Source organism: Streptomyces sp. NPDC046727, from assembly GCF_040645635.1.
Taxonomy (GTDB): Bacteria; Actinomycetota; Actinomycetes; order Streptomycetales; family Streptomycetaceae; genus Streptomyces.
This window is the reverse complement of the sequence record NZ_JBEYYR010000015.1, coordinates 88,799-105,283: the sequence shown is the minus strand read 5'-3', so window position 1 is coordinate 105,283 and position 16,485 is coordinate 88,799. Positions and strand designations below refer to the sequence as shown.

The window sequence follows — 16,485 nt, the reverse complement described above, 5'->3', positions numbered from 1 at the left end:
GCCTCCTCGGACGCGGAGACGTCAGTCATTCTGGCTCCGCAGGTCATTGACCAGACGGCCGAAGTGCTCGATGTCCGTCTTCGTCATGTCCGCGCGCAGCATGATGCGCAGTCCGGCCTTTCCGCGGGCGATGACCGGGAAGAAGAGGGCCGACGTGTAGTAGCCCTCGGAAAGGAGGGTGCGGCCGATGCGGACCGTCTTCTCCTCCGAGCCGATGTCGATGAACCGGATCGGCAGTCCGTCGCCGCTCTGGGCGGTGGGCACCAGCGCGTCGAACCGGTCGATGTTCTCCTGGAGCCGCCGCTGCAGCTCCTTCAGCTCGGGCGAGCGGTGCAGCTCGGCGGAGGCGATGATCGCCCCGAGCCCGGCCGTGTTGATCCGCTGCGACCAGGTCAGCGGGCCGCCGTAGCGCAGGGCGAGGTCACGGCGGTGCCGGGAGCCCTGCGGGCCCAGGAAGATCGCACCGCCGGACGCCCCGAAGCCCTTGTTCAGTGAGGTGATGATCAGCGTGCGGTCGTTGATCTCGCCCATGGTGTCGAGGACCAGCCCGCGCCCCTGGTCGCCGCGCGTCGACACCCCGTGCGCCTCGTCGAAGAACAGGAACAGCCCGTACTTCTCCTGCAGCCGCAGCAGTTCGCGCACCGGGGCCTGGCCGCCCGTGCTGTACACCCCGTCGGCCACGTAGGCGACGTTCGGATGCGTGCGGCACAGCTCTTCCAGGGCGTCGAGGTCGTTGTGCGCGATGGTCCTGACCTCGGCCTCGTCGGCGACGCTCGGCTTCATCGCGTTCAGGCAGAAGTGCGCGTGCTTGTCGAACACCATGAGCGGCGGCACGCCGTCGGTCAACGCGCCGGAGGCCAGCAGGGGCAGCGCGGACCAGGCCGCCGCGGCGCAGGAGGCGAGGGTGACCGCCTCCACCCGGAACAGGTTCGACAGCGCGTCCTCGGCGTCCCGCAGAATCCCGAAGTGCACGCGCATCCGGGACACCGAGGTGTTCAGCGACGCGTTCTCGGTGACGGCGTCGGCCGCCGCGCGGATCAGCGCCGGGTGGGAGTCCAGACCGAGGTACGAGTACGACGACATGTTGAGGAACTCATGGCCGTCCGCGCGGGTGGCGTAACGGCCGGCACCGAGGTTTCCGGCCACGATTCCGGCCATTCCGGAAGCAGCGGTGACATCCCAGAAGTCGTTGCTTATCCCGATCGTTTTCTTGATGTTCATGAAGGCGTGCAAGGTCGCTCCCGAAGCGCTGCTCAGTCGAGTTCTGAGATTCGCAACCAGGCGTAGCGAATGTCAACGGTTGCAACCGGCAATGTTCTGCCGGTCGGACCGGAAAGGAACCGGCAGAAATTTGCCGGTGGGAGCGGGCGGAACCGGCAGAATTCTCCCGGTCGGCGGACCGGAAAATATTTGCCGGTCGGCGGCTGTTGAAAAGCGGCGCCGCCGTCGGCAAGACTGGGGACTCAGCCGTCCTGCAGGCTCAGGAAGGTCAGCCGGAGTCCGGGGTAGCCGACGGGATGCAGCACCTGGGCGACGACGTCGACGGTGCGCGGAGCGAAGCGGGGGATGGCCAGGCGGAAGCGGTGTCCGTCCCGGTTGGCGATGATGACCGGGCCCGCGTCCCAGATCCGCCGGCACTCGGGGTCGGCGAGCGCCGTGCGCAGGATCTCGGGGAGTTCGGGGTGGTCCGGGTACTGCGCCAGGGCGTAGCGCAGCATCGCGAGGTACGCCCGCCCGTGCCGGGGCCAGTCGGCCAGCTGCTCGCGGGCCTCGGGGTCGGTCAGCCCCCAGCGGATCAGGTTCGCGCCGGGGACCCGCACCCAGGGGAACCACTCGGCCATCGCCGCGTTGTGGTCGAGCACGTTCCAGGCGTTGTCGGTGAGATAGGCGGGCTGCGCGGGCTGCAGGTCGAGCAGTCGCCGCAGCGGGGTCAGATCGACGCCGTCGCCGGGCGACACGGCGGGGAAGGGGTCGCCGCCGGCGGCGTACAGGAAGAGGGTCGCCCGTTCGTCGGCGCACAGCCGCAGCGCGTCCGCCAGCCCGCCCAGCGTCCGGGAGTCCAGCCGGGGCAGGGTGCCGCGCTCCAGGTCCCGGTACCAGCGCTCGCTCATGCCGACCGCGGCGGCGACCTCCGTCTGCGGCAGCGGTTTGCCGAGGCCCAGGTTCCGGCCCGCGCGCGCCCGCCAGGCCCGCAGCAGCACCGCCAGTCCCACCGTCTCGTCCGGCAGCTGTCCGCCGGTCCGGTCGGTGGAGTTGTCGCGCTGCATGAAACTGGGCCCCTGCTCTGACTGCTGCGTCCTGCCGTGGCCCCTCGGGAGCGGCCGGCGTGGGGTGCCACGCAACGGAGGCGCCCCGCACCGGGTCAGGGTGCACGGGCGCGAACGGTCACCGCTGGTCGGGTCCCCCGGATAAGGGTAACCGGCGCGTCGGACTGTTCCCGCTCCGTACCGGGCGGTGACGGTCCGGCCGTCAGCCGCTCAGCGCCCGGCTCACCGTCGCCGCCGCCTGCCGTACGGCCGGAGCCAGCCGGTCGGGCGGGGCGGTCGTCGGAGCCGTCACGGACACGGCCGCCAGGGCGATGCCGTTCCGGAACACCGGTGCCGCGATGGAGAGTTCGCCCAGCCGGTACTCCTGGTGCGCCTCGGCCAGGCCGGCCGTACGGACCCGGGCCAGCTGGGCGCCGAGCGCGCCGGGGGCGGTGACGGTGTAGGGGGTGTGGCGCTCGAAGGCGGGTGGCGGGTGGGCGCCCGCGGGGGTCCCGGTCGCGGGGGCCCCGGTGCCCTGCACATCGGCCGGACCGTTGCGGTCGCGCATGACCGGGCTGTTGCCGTTGCGAAGGGCGAGGCCGTCGCCGAGGGCCTCGCCGGTCCCGTGGGCCAGCAGCACCTTCCCGGCCGCCGTGGCATGCAGGGGGAGCCGTTCGCCCGTGACCAGGCACAGGGCCGTACCGTCGGCGGGGATCGCCACGTCCGCGTGGCCGCCGGTGCGGGTGGTGAGGGTGCGCAGGGCCGGCAGGGCGGTGGCGAGCATGCCGCGGGGGCAGGGGGCGGCGGCGCCGACCGTACGGATACGGGTGCCGAGGCGATAGGAGCCGTCGGCCGCCCGCTCCAGCCCGCCCCAGGCCACCAGTTCCCGCACCATGCGCAGCGCGGTCGGCACCGGCAGCCCCGTCCGGCGGGCGATGTCCGTCAGGCGCAGGGTGCTCGGCGCGTCGACGAACGCGTCCAGCACGGAGAAGACCCGCCCGGCGACACTCTCGGCCATCCCGTTCCTCCGCACCCTTCGTCCGTCGTCCGTCGGTACTGCTCGCGCGCGTTTTCGCTCAGTGAAAGCCGGGCGTTGCCGGCGTACGGCACGCGCCGACAGGGTCAACGCATGACTCTCGACCTCTCTTCCGACCAGCTGCTGTCCACCACCCGTGCCGTCCGGCACCGTCTCGACCTCACCCGGCCGGTGCCGCGCCGGCTGCTTGAGGAGTGCGTGGACCTGGCCGTCCAGGCGCCCAGCGGACGCAACCGGCAGCGCTGGCACTTCGTCGTCGTCACCGATCCGGAGCGGCGGGCCGCCCTGGCGGAGGTGTGGCGGGCCGGGGTGAGCACGCCCGGCGCCAGTGATCCGCTGCCGGCCCGGGACGTGCGGCGCGCGAGCGTGGCGCGGATGGACCGGGTCTACTCCGGCGCCGCGCACCTCTACGAGCACCTCCACGAGGTCCCGGCGCTTGTCGTCCCGTGCGTGGAGGGCCGTACCGACGACGCGCCCGTGCTGCGCCAGGCCGGCACCTGGGGGTCCGTCCTGCCGGCCGTGTGGAGCTTCATGCTCGCCGCCCGGGCCCGCGGTCTCGGCACCTGCTGGACCACCGGCAACCTCGTCGACGAGAAGGAGTCGGCCCGGGTGCTCGGCATCCCGTACGACGACGTCATGCAGGCGGCGCTCATCCCCGTCGCGTACACCGTCGGCACCGACTTCCGGCCGGCGCGCCGCATCCCCCGGGAGCGGGTGCTGCACTGGGACCGGTTTTGAACATGTTCAATTCCGGGCGTACGCTCCTGCCATGAGCGACAGAGCCGCCCTGCTCAAGGGCATTCGCGTCTGGCTGGTCTCCTTCGTCGTGTGCCTCGTGCTCAGCGGGGCCACAGCCTTCCCGCTGGTGCACGAACTGCGCTGGACCGAGGACGCGCTGCGGTCCCTGTCCGTGCCGGAGTACCTCCCGGGGCTGATGGACTGGATCTCGCGGGTGCGGCAGGGCCTGGACACCGTCGACGCCGAGTACCCCTTCGTGCTGTACGGCACGGACTGGCTGGCCTTCGCCCACCTCGTCATCGCGGTCGCGTTCTACGGCCCGTACCGCGACCCCGTACGCAACATCTGGGTCGTCGAGTTCGGGATGATCGCCTGCGCCGGGATCATCCCGCTCGCCCTCGCCTGCGGACCGGTCCGCGGGATCCCGTTCTGGTGGAGCCTGATCGACATGTCCTTCGGGATCTTCGGCGTCGTCCCGCTGTACGTCGTACGGAAGAAGATCAAGCGGCTGGAGGCGCTCGGCCGGCCGACCGCGCCCGTCAGCGGTTGAACGCGGGGAACGCGAAGCGCTGGGCGACGGCCAGTCCGTCGCCCTTCGCGTCCGTGGAGTTGACCGAGTAGACCAGCGTGCGGGACAGGTCCGGGGTCGCGGCGATCACCGTGGCGTACCCCGGCCGCGAGCCGGTCTTGCCCCAGATCACCTTGCCGTTCGCCTCGAACCGCTCCAGCGCCGCGCCGTACCGCGCGCCGGGCACGTCCGGCAGCGTGAACATCTCCTTCAGCTGCGGCTCGGGCACCACCCGGCCGCGGAACAGCCCGACCAGCAGCCGCTCCAGGTCGGCGGTGGTCGAGATCAGGTCACCGGCGGCGAAACGGTCGGTCATGTTCCAGTCCGTCACATCGACCAGCTTGCCGTCGATCCAGTCGTAGCCCCGGTTGTGCGGTCCGTGGATCCTCGGGTCCGCGCCCACCGGGAAGGAGCTGTGCCGCATGCCCAGCGGCCGGAAGATCCGTACCTGCGCCTGGTGCGCGTACGAGTCGCCGGTCACCTTCTCGATGAGCATGCCGAGGACGGTGTAGTGGATGTTGCCGTAGCTCTGCCGCGTGCCCGGCGGGGAGGCCGGACCCTGTGCCACGGAGGCCGCCACGACCTGCTGGGGCGTCAGCGTCTCGAAGCGGTGCGCGTATCCCTCCTCGACCGTGTCCCCGAGGGACGCTCCCGGGCGCAGGCCGCTGGTGTAGTTCAGCAGCTGCCGCACGGTGATCGGAGCGAAGTCCTCGGTGAGCAGGCCCGGCAGATACCGCTGCACGGTGCCGTCGAGGTCGATCCGGCCCTCCGCGGCCAGCTGCAGCACGATCGACGCCGTGACCACCTTCGTCACCGACCCGGCGCGGAACCGCGCGTTCTCCAGGGCGGGCGCCCCGGTGCGGACGTCCCGCACGCCGGCCGTCCCGCGCCAGGTGCCGTCGCCGCCGACGCGGAGCAGCGCGGCGGTGGCGTCGTGGTCTGGGAGCCCGGCGATCGCGGCGGCGAGGGCCTCGGTGTCGGGGCCGGCCGTGGCGGAGGCGGAGGCCGGCGCGGGTGCGGCGAACGCCGGGACGGCAAGCGGGCCGGCGGCCAGCGCGGCGACGAGACCGGCGGCCACGAGAGCGGAACGGCTGGGGCGGCGCATGAAGGACTCCTTGAGGAGATCGGGTGACGATGCGTGATCATCCTCCGGCGGCGGGCCGGTCCCCGGATCCTCACTGAGGAGGGCCCGCGACCCTTGCCCGTCCCCCAGCAACCCGCCGGGACAGTGGGGGAGTTGTCCGGGACAGCCCCTACGGGTAGGCGTCCGGCCGGGTCGCGGGCCGCACGATGGGCCGGGTCGCCGCCCGCGCCGAGCGACGGGTCCGCCGGCCCGGCCGGCCTCGCCCACGCCGACGAGGACCTCGAAGAGCGGCACGGACCCGACGCCGGCCGTGCCGGCCCGGACCGGTCCTGAGGGCAAGCTCTTCCACGTGGCCTCGGGCGGTGGCCGCCGCATGGACGACCCCCTCGGCACCGACCCCGCGACGGTGGCTCAGCGCTCCCGGCTGTAGCGGTCCTGGGCCGCCATGACCTCGTCGCCGTGCTCGAAGGCCCACGCCCCGAACGCGTCGATCGGCGCCAGCAACGTCCGCCCCAGCGAGGTCAGTCCGTACTCCACGCGCGGCGGCGAGCCGCCGTACGCCCGGCGTGCCACCAGGCCGTTGAACTCCAGCCGGCGCAGCGTCTCGGTCAGCACCTTCTGACTGATCCCGCCGATCTGCGCACGCAGCGCGCCCGGACGGCGCGGACCGTCCCGCAGGGCCCACAGCACCACCGAGTTCCAGGTGTTGGCGAGCAGATCGAAGGCCAGGCGGGCCCGGCAGTCGGCGAGGAAGGCATGGTCGTCGCTCACATACCGAATGGTGCCCGAGCCGCTCCCTACTGTCGTGTCCGTATCCAACCGGCCCGCAGAAGGAGGCAGTTGTGCGCATAGGGATTCTCGGTACGGGATCGATGGCCCGGGCGCTGGGGGAGCAGTGGGAACGGGCCGGGCACGAGGTGGCCGCGGGCAGCAGGTCGCGGGGCGGGGTGCGCGCGGCGGCGGAGCACGGCACCGACGCGGTGCTGCTGGCCGTGCCCCACGCGGCGGCCGTGGACGTCGTCGCCGGCCTCGAGGACGCCCTGGCCGGGCGGGTGCTGATCGACTGCACCAACCCGGTGGGCCCGGACTTCGGTCTGCTCACGGCCGGCGGCCCGGCGGCGGCCGAGCGGATCGCCGCCGCCGCGCCCGCCGCCCGCGTGGTCAAGGCCTTCAACCTCTGCCACGAGAGCGTCTGGCGGCTGACCCCGCCCGTCTTCGCCGGCCGCCCGCTCGCCGTCCCCCTGTGCGGGGACGACGAGGACGCGCTCACGGTCGTACGCCACCTCGTGCACGACCTCGGCTGTGTGCCGCTGCACGCCGGCGGACTGGACCGGTCCGGCCTGCTGGAGGCGACGGCCGCGCTGCTCATCCGCCTGTGGGTGGCAGAGCAGGCGGACGCCCAGGCCATCGCACCACCGCTGGAGTTCGCCGGGGTCTAGGCCGCGGCGGTGCGCAGGGCGTGCAGGGTGTCGATCCGGTTCGTCGTGATCGAGTCGACGCCCAGGTCCAGCAGGCGGCTCATGGAGCGGCGGGTGTCCGGGGTCCACACGGACAGGAGGTGGCCGCCGTGATGGACGCGGGCCGCCAGCTCCCGGGTCACCAGGGAGAAGCGGTAGTTGAGCCAGCGCGGGCGGATCGCGGCCAGCAGCGCGGGCCGGGGAGGGGCCAGGGTCGTCCAGGTCAGGGCGATCTCGGCGGCCGGGTCGGCGGCGCGGACGGCGAGCATCGCCTCCGCGTGCGCGGAGTAGTAGACGCGGTCCCCGGCCCCGCACTGCCGGACCACGTCCAGGGTCCGCTGGACCGTCCTGCGGTCGACCGGCCCGCACAGGTCCACCATCACCCGGCTGTCCCCGGTCGCGGCCAGCGCCTCCGCCAGTGTCGGCACACCGCCCGCCGTCAGCCCGCGCAGCTCCTCCGCGGACAGCGCGCGCAGCGGCCGGGCGACGTCCCACAGCCGCTGAAGCGTCTCGTCGTGCAGCAGCACGGGTACGCCGTCACGGGTGAGCCGTACGTCGAACTCGACGGCGTCCGCGCCCTGGCCGAGCGCGGAACGCAGTGAGCCGAGGGTGTTCTCACGGAAGCGGTAGGGGTCGCCGCGGTGGGCCACGGCGGTCACGGTCTGCATGGCCCCCATTGTGGCCGCCCCGCGAACCCGGACGGGCTCACGGGGCGCTCGTGTGCTCAGCCGGCGAGCCAGGTGGCGGTGTAGGTGTCGATCTCCCGCGCGATCCGCGCCTTGCCCGCCGCGTCCAGGAAGGAAGCCTCCACGGCGTTCTTCGCGAGGCCGGCCAGACCGCGCTCGTCCAGCTCCAGGAGCCGGGCGGCCACCGCGTACTCGTTGTTCAGATCGGTGCCGAACATCGGCGGGTCGTCGGAGTTGATCGTCACCAGCACGCCGGCTTGGACGAACTCCTTGATCGGGTGCTCCTCCAGGGCGCGGACCGCGCGGGTGGCGATGTTCGAGGTCGGGCAGACCTCCAGCGGGACGCGGTGCTCGGCGAGGTGGGCGAGCAGCTTCGGGTCCTGCGCGGAGCTGGTGCCGTGCCCGATCCGCTCGGCCCGCAGCTCGGTCAGCGCGTCCCACACCGTCTCGGGGCCGGTCGTCTCACCGGCGTGCGGCACGGAGCGCAGCCCGGCGGCGATGGCCCGGTCGAAGTACGGCTTGAACTGCGGCCGGGGCACGCCGATCTCCGGCCCGCCGAGCCCGAACGACACCAGGCCCTCCGGGCGGACCCGGTCCTCGGTGGCCAGCCGCGCGGTCTCCTCGGCCGCCTCCAGACCGGCCTCGCCGGGAATGTCGAAGCACCAGCGCAGTACGGTCCCGAACTCGGCCTCGGCGGCCTTCCGGGCGTCCTCGATCGCGTCCATGAAGGCCGTCTCCTCGATCCCGCGCCGGGTGGAGGAGAAGGGGGTGATGGTCAGCTCGGCGTACCGCACCTGCTGCCGGGCCAGGTCGCGGGCCACCTCGTAGGTGAGCAGCCGGACGTCCTCCGGGGTGCGGATCAGGTCCACGACCGACAGGTACACCTCGATGAAGTGCGCGAAGTCGGTGAAGGTGAAGTAGTCGGCCAGGGCCTCGGGGTCGGTGGGGACCCTGGAGTCGGGGTGGCGGGCGGCCAGCTCCGAGACGATGCGGGGGGAGGCGGAGCCGACGTGGTGGACGTGCAGTTCGGCCTTGGGCAGCCCGGCGATGAAGGCACGCAGATCGCGGTCGGCGGTGCCGGCGGCGGGTACGGAACTGTCGGTCAAGGGGTCCTCCCCGGGAAGGGCGCCCGCGGACCGGGACTGCCGGTCGGGGCGCGGTGATCGGCTGATCGGTGACGCGGGATCATCGTAGGCCCCCGGCCATGGCGCCCCGGCCTGCCCGTAGCATGACGGGACAGCGAGCAGAGGGGTCCTTCCACCATGTCCGACGAGGTGCCGCAGTCCCTGCCGGAGGCCCGGCCCACCGGCCACCGGCCCGCGATACCCGCGATCTCCCTGGCCAAGGAAGCGACACCGACGACGTCGGCAGCGGACGAGGCACCGGTGGTGCCGTCAGAGCCGACAGCACCCGCAGGGGACGAGGCACCGGTGGACGCGGCCCCGGTCCCGACCTCGGCCCCCGCCTCCGTCCACGCTCAGCAGACCCAGACCTCGCTACCGACGGCCCAGGCCCCTGCCCCCACCCCGGTTCAGGCCGCGCCCACCGCCCCCGCCCCGTGGGCCAGCCCGGCGGACGGACCCGCGTCCTCGGCCCCCGCGCCGCAGCCGAACCCGTTCGCCCCGCCGGCCCCCTCTGCGCCGCAGCCGAACCCCTTCGCACCCCCGGCCTCCGCCGCACTCCAGCCGAACCCCTTCGCCCCGTCTGTGGCCCCCGCGAGCGGACCCGTGCCCCCGCCGCCCATCGCCCCCGACGGTCCCGGGCAGGTGCCCTACGGCTACCCGGGGACCACGGCGGGACACAGCTACCCGGGACCGTCACCCGTCCCCGCCCCGTACGGCGGCGTGGGTCCCTACCCCGTCGCCCCTGGGTACGGCTGGCCCGGCATGCAGCCCCTCCCGAGCAACGGCATGGGTACGGCATCGCTGGTGCTGGGCATCCTGTCGGCGGTCGGCTTCCTGGCGTGGCCGCTCGCCATCGTGCTGGGCATCCTGGCCATCGTCTTCGGCGCCCTCGGCCGCGGGAAGGCGAACCGGGGCGAGGCCACGAACCCCGGCGTGGCCCTGGCCGGCCTCATCTGCGGGATCGCCGGGATCGTCCTTGTGGTGTGCTTCTTCGCCCTGGTCATCGCGGCCCACGCCTGACACGGAGAGCGACGGCCCGAGCCCCGCAGGGCTACGCCCCCGCCAGCCTCTCCCGCGCCTCCATCAGCGCGAAGCCCAGCAGGTTCAGCCCCCGCCACCGCTCCGGCACCGAGGCCGCCTCGTCGTCCGCCGTCAGGCCGATGCCCCAGATCCGGTCCAAGGGGCTCGCCTCCACCAGCACCCGGTTCCCGGTGCCGAGCAGGAACCTCTCCAGATCGTCGTCGGCCGCGAACTTGTGCACGCTGCCCTCGACCACGATCCGGAAGCGCTCCCGCTCCCATATCTCCTCGTCGAAGCCCCGGACCAGCCGCCCCGCCTTCTTCGCCGCCGCGGGGTGCTCCGCTGCCAGCACCCGGCGCTCCGCCTCCGTGTCCCCGAACAGCCGGGCCTTGCCCGCCATCATCCAGTGCTCGGCCGTCGCGTACTCCACACCGTCCACTACGAACGGTGACGGCCACCACTGGCTCAGACAGCTCGCGCCGACGCGGCCGTTCGGCAGCGGCTGGTGCCCCCAGAAGTGGAGGTACTTGATCCGGGACCCCGCCCGGACCTCCCTGATCAGGGATTCCACCCCGTCGATCTTTTCCATGCACGCGAGTCTGGCACGCACCACTGACACTCCGTCCGCCCTTTTCCGTCCCGACTCGACACCTGGTCGACAGATTCCGTCGCGTAACCAAAAGGCAACAACGGAATCACTTGTTGGAGTCCTATTGCTCTGTCAGGATCGGCAGTCAAATCGAGCTGGAGCTACGCCACCCACCCCCCGGGACGGGGCGAACGGCGGAGGAGAGCGACATGCACAACCCGGGCACCGCCACCCCGGAACGATTCCCCGCGCAGGACCGGTTCGCGGACGGCGCGCAGTTCATCGCCGGACGGCTGACCAAGGGAACCTCGGGCCGCCACCACACCGTGATCGACCCCGCCACCGGCGCCGAGGTCTACACGTACGAGCTGGCCGGCACCGACGACGTCGACGCGGCCGTCGCCGCCGCGCGTGCGGCGTTCCCGGGGTGGGCCGCCACCACCCCGGGCGAGCGTTCGGACGCCCTGCACCGGTTCGCCGCCGTGCTCGCCGACCGCGCGGAGGACCTCGCCCGCGCGGAGTCCCTCCAGTGCGGCAAGCCGCTCAAGCTCACGCGCGAGTTCGACGTGCCGGGGACCATCGACAACACCGCCTTCTTCGCGGGCGCCGCCCGGCATCTGCAGGGGCAGTCCGCCGGCGAGTACTCCGGCGACCACACCTCGTACGTCCGGCGCGAGCCCATCGGCGTCGTCGGGTCCATCGCGCCCTGGAACTATCCGCTGCAGATGGCCGCCTGGAAGATCCTCCCGGCGATCGCCGCCGGCAACACGATCGTCCTGAAGCCGGCCGAGCTGACCCCGCTGACCTCGCTGCTGTTCGCCCAGGCCGCGACGGACGCGGGCATCCCGGACGGGGTGATCAACATCGTCACCGGCACCGGGAAGGAGGCCGGTGAGCACCTCGTCGGGCACCCGGACGTCGCCATGACCTCCTTCACCGGGTCCACCCCCGTCGGCAAGCGCGTCGCCGAGATCGCCACCGCCACCGTCAAGCGGCTCCATCTGGAGCTGGGCGGCAAGGCGCCCTTCGTCGTCTTCGACGACGCCGACCTGGAGGCCGCCGTCAACGGCGCGGTCGCGGGGGCGCTCATCAACACCGGGCAGGACTGCACCGCCGCCACGCGCGCGTACGTGCAGCGCCCGCTGTACGAGGCGTTCGTCGAGCGGACCGCCGCCCTGATGGAGACCGTCCGGCTGGGCGACCCCTTCGCGCCCGGCACCGACCTCGGGCCGCTGATCTCGCACGTCCAGCGCGACCGGGTCGCCGCCTTCGTGGACCGGGCGCGGGCCTACGCGCGCGTGGTGACCGGCGGCGAGGCCCCCCGGGGAGACCTGGAGGACGGCGCCTACTACCGGCCCACCCTGATCGCCGACGCGGCCCAGGACAGCGAGATCGTCCAGTCGGAGATCTTCGGTCCTGTGCTGGTCGTACTGCCGTTCGACAGCGATGATGAGGGCATCCGGCTGGCCAACGACACCCCGTACGGCCTCGCCGCCTCCGCGTGGAGCAGCAACGTCTACCGCGCGAACCGGGCCACCCGCGAGATCCAGGCGGGCTGCGTCTGGGTCAACGACCACATCCCGATCATCAGCGAGATGCCGCACGGCGGATACCGGGCCTCCGGCTTCGGCAAGGACATGTCGGCGTACTCCTTCGAGGAATACACGCAGGTCAAGCACGTAATGTTCGACAACACCGCGGTGCCGAGGAAGGACTGGCACCGCACCGTCTTCGGGGACCGCTAGAGAACGACCAGGCCAGTGACCAGGCCGATCCCTCCCGAAAGGGCACCACGCGCATGGAGCAGTACGAGCCCGACCGTCTGACCCCGCCCCAAGTGGCCGCGATGCGGCGCAGCCTGCGCAGCGGCCGGGCCGCCCTCACCCGCCGGTCGCTGCTGAGGGCCTCCGCGGGCGGCGCGCTCGCGGCCGGCGGCCTCGGGGCGCTGAGCGGCTGCGGGATCCCCGCGGCGGGCAAGAGTCAGGGCGGCACCTCCGCCCGGGACCACTCGGCCAAGGAGAAGGTCGTGAACTTCTCCAACTGGACCGAGTACATCGACGTCGACGACAGCGGGAAGCACCACCCCACCCTGGAGACCTTCCACAGGCGGACCGGGATCACGGTCAACTACACCGAGGACATCAACGACAACAACGAGTTCTTCGGCAAGATCAAGCCGCAGCTCGCCGCGGGCCAGGACACCGGCCGCGACATCATCGTCCTCACCGACTGGCTGGCCGCCCGGCTGATCCGTCTCGGCTGGGTCCAGAAGCTGGACCCGTCCAACCTGCCGCACGCCTACACCAACCTGTCGCCCCAGTTCCGCAACCCCGACTGGGACCCCGGACGGGCGTACTCGTACCCCTGGCAGGGCATCTCCACCGTCATCGCCTACAACAAGAAGGCGCTCGACGGCGTGGAGGTGACGTCGGTCTCCGACCTGCTCGACAACCCGAAGCTGAAGGGGCGCGTCGGCTTCCTGTCGGAGATGCGCGACAGCATCGGCATGACCCTGCTCGACATGGGCAAGGACCCGGCGAAGTTCACCGACGACGACTTCGACGCGGCGATCGCCCGCCTCCAGAAGGCCGTCGACAAGGGCCAGATCCGCCGCTTCACCGGCAACGACTACACCTCGGACCTCACCAAGGGCGACTTCGCGGCCTGCATCGCCTGGGCGGGTGACGTCGTCCAGCTCAAGGCGGACAGCCCGGACGTCGACTTCGTCATCCCCGACAGCGGCTACGTGACGTCGACCGACAACATGTGCGTCCCCAACAAGGCGCGTCACAAGACGAACGCCGAGCGGCTCATGGACTTCTACTACGAGCCCGAGCAGGCCGCCGCGCTCGCCGCCTACATCAACTACGTGACGCCGGTCGACGGGGTGAAGCCGTACCTTGCGAAGATCGACAAGGACGCGGCGGACAACCCGCTGATCGTGCCCGACAAGGCCATGCAGGCGAAGTCCCATGCCTTCCGCTCCCTGAGCCAGAAGGAAGAGACGGCCTACGAAGAGAAGTTCGCGAAGCTCACAGGGGCGTGACGACGATGACGACACCAGACAACAGCGGCGACGTCCGCCTCTCCGGTATCAGCAAGACCTACGACAACGGCTTCACCGCCGTACAGCCGCTGGACCTGACCGTGCCGCAGGGCTCCTTCTTCGCCCTGCTCGGCGCCTCCGGCTGCGGCAAGACCACCACCCTGCGCATGATCGCCGGGCTGGAGGAACCTTCCTCCGGGACCGTGCGCCTCGGCGACCAGGACGTCACCCACCTGCCGCCGTACAAGCGGCCGGTCAACACGGTGTTCCAGTCCTACGCCCTCTTCCCGCACCTCGACATCTTCGAGAACGTCGCCTTCGGCCTGCGCCGGCGCGGCATCAAGAGCGTCAAGAAGCAGGTGGAGGACATGCTGGAGCTGGTCCAGCTGGGCGAGCAGGCGCGCAAGAAGCCGCACCAGCTCTCCGGCGGCCAGCAGCAGCGTGTCGCGGTGGCCCGCGCGCTGATCAACCACCCCAAGGTGCTCCTGCTGGACGAGCCGCTCGGCGCCCTGGACCTCAAGCTGCGCCGCCAGATGCAGCTGGAGCTCAAGCGCATCCAGACCGAGGTCGGCATCACGTTCATCCATGTCACGCACGACCAGGAGGAGGCCATGACCATGGCTGACACGGTCGCCGTGATGAACGGGGGCCGGGTCGAGCAGCTCGGCTCGCCCGCCGACCTGTACGAGAACCCGCAGACCACCTTCGTCGCGAACTTCCTCGGCACCTCCAACCTCATCGAGGCCGAGGTCGACACGAAGAGCGGCGACGACATCGTGCTCAAGGCGGGCGGCGGCAAGCTGGTGCTGCCCGAGGCCCGATGTTCCGGCCCGACCACGGCCGGCGGCAAGGTGCTGGTCGGCATCCGCCCGGAGAAGATCTCGCTCACGCACGCCGACGACGCGGGGGAGATCCCCGAGGGCCGCAACCGCATCACCGGCAAGATCGCCGACGCCAGTTTCATCGGCGTCTCCACGCAGTACGTCATCGACAGCCCCGTCTGCGACGAACTCGCGGTCTACGTCCAGAACGTCGAGCGCGACGGCCGGCTCGTCCCCGGCGCCGATGTCGTCCTGCACTGGAGCCCGGCGCACACCTTCGGCCTGGACGCCGCCCAGGACATCGACGCGGGCACCGAGGAAGAGGTCGCCGCCTGATGTCCACGCTCTCCGAGGCGCCCCCGCCTCTCGCGCCCGCCGAACCCGCGGCGAAGCCCCCGCGCAAGCGCGGCCGGTTCACCCCGTACTGGCTGCTGCTGCCCGGCATGCTCTGGCTGATCGTCTTCTTCGCGCTGCCGATGATCTACCAGGCCTCCACCTCCGTGCAGCAGGGCTCCCTGGAGGAGGGCTACAAGGTCACCTGGCACTTCGTGACCTACTGGGACGCCCTGGCCGACTACTGGCCGCAGTTCCTGCGGTCCGTCTTCTACGCCGCCGCGGCGACCGTGCTCTGCCTGCTGCTCGGCTACCCGCTGGCCTACCTGATCGCCTTCCGCGCCGGCCGCTGGCGCAACCTGATCATGATCCTGGTGATCGCGCCGTTCTTCACCAGCTTCCTGATCCGCACCCTGGCCTGGAAGACGATCCTCGCGGACAACGGCCCGGTGGTGCACGCGCTGAACTCGCTGCACATCCTGGACCTCACCAGCTGGCTCGGCTGGACGGCCGGCGACCGCGTCCTCGCCACCCCGCTCGCGGTGGTGTGCGGCCTGACGTACAACTTCCTGCCGTTCATGATCCTGCCGCTGTACACCTCGCTGGAGCGGATCGACGGGCGGCTGCACGAGGCGGCCGGCGACCTGTACGCCAAGCCGTGGACCACCTTCCGCAAGGTGACCTTCCCGCTGTCCATGCCGGGCGTGGTCTCCGGGACGCTGCTGACCTTCATCCCGGCGGCCGGTGACTACGTCAACGCCGAACTCCTCGGCTCGACCGACACCCGCATGATCGGCAACGTCATCCAGACGCAGTTCCTGCGGATTCTGGACTATCCGACGGCCGCGGCCCTCTCCTTCATCCTCATGGCCGCGATCCTGGCCATGGTCACGCTCTACATCCGCCGGTCCGGGACGGAGGATCTGGTCTAAATGCCCTTCGTCACCTGGCTCAAGCGCCATCTCGTCGTCATCGCCGGACTGTTGACACTCGGCTATCTCCTGCTGCCGAACGTCATCGTCACGGTGTTCTCCTTCAACAAACCGAAGGGACGCTTCAACTACGAGTGGCAGCGGTTCTCCACGGACGCCTGGAAGGACCCGTGCGGCGTCGCCGACATGTGCGGCTCGCTGTCCCTCAGCCTCCAGATCGCCGTCTGGGCGACGGTCGGCGCCACGATCCTCGGCACGATGATCTCCTTCGCGCTGGTCCGCTACCGCTTCCGCGCCCGCGGCGCCGTCAACTCGCTGATCTTCCTGCCGATGGCGATGCCCGAGGTCGTCATGGCGGCCTCGCTGCTCACCCTGTTCCTCAACATGGGCGCCCAGCTCGGCTTCATGACGATCCTGATCGCGCACATCATGTTCTGCCTCAGCTTCGTCGTCACCGCGGTCAAGGCGCGCGTGATGTCGATGGACCCGCGTCTGGAGGAGGCCGCCCGGGACCTGTACGCCGGCCCCGTGCAGACCTTCCTGCGCGTCACCCTGCCCATCGCGGCACCCGGAATCGCCGCGGGCGCGCTGCTCTCGTTCGCGCTCTCCTTCGACGATTTCATCATCACCAATTTCAACGCGGGTTCGACCGTCACCTTCCCGATGTTCGTCTGGGGCTCGGCGCAGCGCGGAACGCCCGTGCAGATCAACGTGATCGGCACGGCCATGTTCCTCATCGCCGTCCTCTTCGTCCTGACCTCGATGGTCATCAGCAATCGCCGGAACAAGCAAAAGGCATAGTCCT

The 16,485-nt window shown here is 71.4% G+C and carries 17 protein-coding genes; 9 read left to right on the top strand and 8 right to left on the bottom strand.

Features of this window, described 5'->3' with window-relative positions; all coding sequences use genetic code 11:
• Nucleotides 1-21: 21 nt before the first annotated feature.
• The 3 genes from ABZ937_RS20340 to ABZ937_RS20330 form a co-directional block, all read right to left on the bottom strand.
• Nucleotides 22-1,221: an aminotransferase class I/II-fold pyridoxal phosphate-dependent enzyme gene (locus ABZ937_RS20340; protein ID WP_361693690.1), complete on the bottom strand. Its 1,200-nt coding sequence runs from the start codon at nucleotides 1,219-1,221 to the stop codon at nucleotides 22-24.
• Nucleotides 1,222-1,463: 242 nt separating this feature from the next.
• On the bottom strand, nucleotides 1,464-2,267 hold the full coding sequence (locus ABZ937_RS20335; protein ID WP_361693688.1) for a helix-turn-helix transcriptional regulator: 804 nt from the start codon (nucleotides 2,265-2,267) through the stop codon (nucleotides 1,464-1,466).
• A gap of 202 nt (nucleotides 2,268-2,469) precedes the next feature.
• Entirely contained in the window at nucleotides 2,470-3,264 is a 795-nt protein-coding gene (locus ABZ937_RS20330) for an IclR family transcriptional regulator C-terminal domain-containing protein (protein WP_361693686.1), read from the bottom strand.
• Nucleotides 3,265-3,375: 111 nt separating this feature from the next.
• On the opposite strand from ABZ937_RS20330, the gene ABZ937_RS20325 reads away from it, so the two are divergent.
• Both ABZ937_RS20325 and ABZ937_RS20320 read left to right on the top strand, forming a co-directional pair.
• Complete coding sequence (locus ABZ937_RS20325) at nucleotides 3,376-4,020, top strand: nitroreductase family protein (RefSeq protein WP_361693684.1); 645 nt, start codon at nucleotides 3,376-3,378, stop codon at nucleotides 4,018-4,020.
• Nucleotides 4,021-4,051: 31 nt separating this feature from the next.
• Nucleotides 4,052-4,570, top strand: coding sequence for a hypothetical protein (locus ABZ937_RS20320; RefSeq protein WP_361693682.1), 519 nt, complete (start codon nucleotides 4,052-4,054; stop codon nucleotides 4,568-4,570).
• Here ABZ937_RS20320 and ABZ937_RS20315 read toward each other — a convergent pair.
• Both ABZ937_RS20315 and ABZ937_RS20310 read right to left on the bottom strand, forming a co-directional pair.
• On the bottom strand, nucleotides 4,560-5,693 hold the full coding sequence (locus ABZ937_RS20315) for a serine hydrolase domain-containing protein (RefSeq protein ID WP_361693680.1): 1,134 nt from the start codon (nucleotides 5,691-5,693) through the stop codon (nucleotides 4,560-4,562). The two genes, ABZ937_RS20320 and ABZ937_RS20315, sit on opposite strands and share 11 nt — an antisense overlap.
• A 390-nt stretch (nucleotides 5,694-6,083) precedes the next feature.
• Nucleotides 6,084-6,443 (bottom strand): helix-turn-helix domain-containing protein, encoded by a 360-nt coding sequence (locus ABZ937_RS20310; RefSeq protein WP_361693678.1) that lies wholly within the window; start codon nucleotides 6,441-6,443, stop codon nucleotides 6,084-6,086.
• A 71-nt stretch (nucleotides 6,444-6,514) separates the two neighbouring features.
• Here ABZ937_RS20310 and ABZ937_RS20305 point away from each other — a divergent pair, with 71 nt between their 5' ends.
• Nucleotides 6,515-7,111, top strand: a complete 597-nt coding sequence (locus ABZ937_RS20305) for an NAD(P)-binding domain-containing protein (protein ID WP_361693676.1) — start codon at nucleotides 6,515-6,517, stop codon at nucleotides 7,109-7,111.
• On the opposite strand, the gene ABZ937_RS20300 is transcribed toward ABZ937_RS20305, so the two are convergent.
• Both ABZ937_RS20300 and ABZ937_RS20295 read right to left on the bottom strand, forming a co-directional pair.
• Nucleotides 7,108-7,797 carry a glycerophosphodiester phosphodiesterase gene (locus tag ABZ937_RS20300; protein ID WP_361693674.1) on the bottom strand — a complete coding sequence of 230 codons (690 nt, stop codon included), beginning with the start codon at nucleotides 7,795-7,797 and terminating at the stop codon, nucleotides 7,108-7,110. The two genes, ABZ937_RS20305 and ABZ937_RS20300, sit on opposite strands and share 4 nt — an antisense overlap.
• 56 nt (nucleotides 7,798-7,853) lie before the next feature.
• Nucleotides 7,854-9,062 (bottom strand): adenosine deaminase, encoded by a 1,209-nt coding sequence (locus ABZ937_RS20295; RefSeq protein ID WP_361693848.1) that lies wholly within the window; start codon nucleotides 9,060-9,062, stop codon nucleotides 7,854-7,856.
• Between the two features lie 15 nt (nucleotides 9,063-9,077).
• Between ABZ937_RS20295 and ABZ937_RS20290 the strand changes: the two genes are divergently transcribed.
• Nucleotides 9,078-9,959, top strand: coding sequence for a DUF4190 domain-containing protein (locus tag ABZ937_RS20290; RefSeq protein WP_361693672.1), 882 nt, complete (start codon nucleotides 9,078-9,080; stop codon nucleotides 9,957-9,959).
• A 31-nt stretch (nucleotides 9,960-9,990) separates the two neighbouring features.
• On the opposite strand, the gene ABZ937_RS20285 is transcribed toward ABZ937_RS20290, so the two are convergent.
• Nucleotides 9,991-10,548 carry an NADAR family protein gene (locus ABZ937_RS20285; protein ID WP_361693670.1) on the bottom strand — a complete coding sequence of 186 codons (558 nt, stop codon included), beginning with the start codon at nucleotides 10,546-10,548 and terminating at the stop codon, nucleotides 9,991-9,993.
• A gap of 209 nt (nucleotides 10,549-10,757) precedes the next feature.
• On the opposite strand from ABZ937_RS20285, the gene ABZ937_RS20280 reads away from it, so the two are divergent.
• The 5 genes from ABZ937_RS20280 to ABZ937_RS20260 are packed head-to-tail and all read left to right on the top strand — an operon-like array spanning nucleotide 10,758 to nucleotide 16,481.
• Nucleotides 10,758-12,293: a gamma-aminobutyraldehyde dehydrogenase gene (locus ABZ937_RS20280; RefSeq protein WP_361693668.1), complete on the top strand. Its 1,536-nt coding sequence runs from the start codon at nucleotides 10,758-10,760 to the stop codon at nucleotides 12,291-12,293.
• Between the two features lie 53 nt (nucleotides 12,294-12,346).
• Nucleotides 12,347-13,594 carry a spermidine/putrescine ABC transporter substrate-binding protein gene (locus ABZ937_RS20275; RefSeq protein ID WP_361693666.1) on the top strand — a complete coding sequence of 416 codons (1,248 nt, stop codon included), beginning with the start codon at nucleotides 12,347-12,349 and terminating at the stop codon, nucleotides 13,592-13,594.
• The gene (locus ABZ937_RS20270) at nucleotides 13,591-14,751 is read left to right on the top strand and encodes an ABC transporter ATP-binding protein (protein WP_361693664.1); all 1,161 of its coding nucleotides are present in this window, start codon (nucleotides 13,591-13,593) and stop codon (nucleotides 14,749-14,751) included. The genes ABZ937_RS20275 and ABZ937_RS20270 overlap by 4 nt, the downstream gene beginning before the upstream one ends.
• Nucleotides 14,751-15,680, top strand: a complete 930-nt coding sequence (locus ABZ937_RS20265) for an ABC transporter permease (protein WP_361693662.1) — start codon at nucleotides 14,751-14,753, stop codon at nucleotides 15,678-15,680. The genes ABZ937_RS20270 and ABZ937_RS20265 overlap by 1 nt, the downstream gene beginning before the upstream one ends.
• Complete coding sequence (locus tag ABZ937_RS20260) at nucleotides 15,681-16,481, top strand: ABC transporter permease (protein ID WP_361693660.1); 801 nt, start codon at nucleotides 15,681-15,683, stop codon at nucleotides 16,479-16,481.
• Nucleotides 16,482-16,485: the final 4 nt, after the last annotated feature.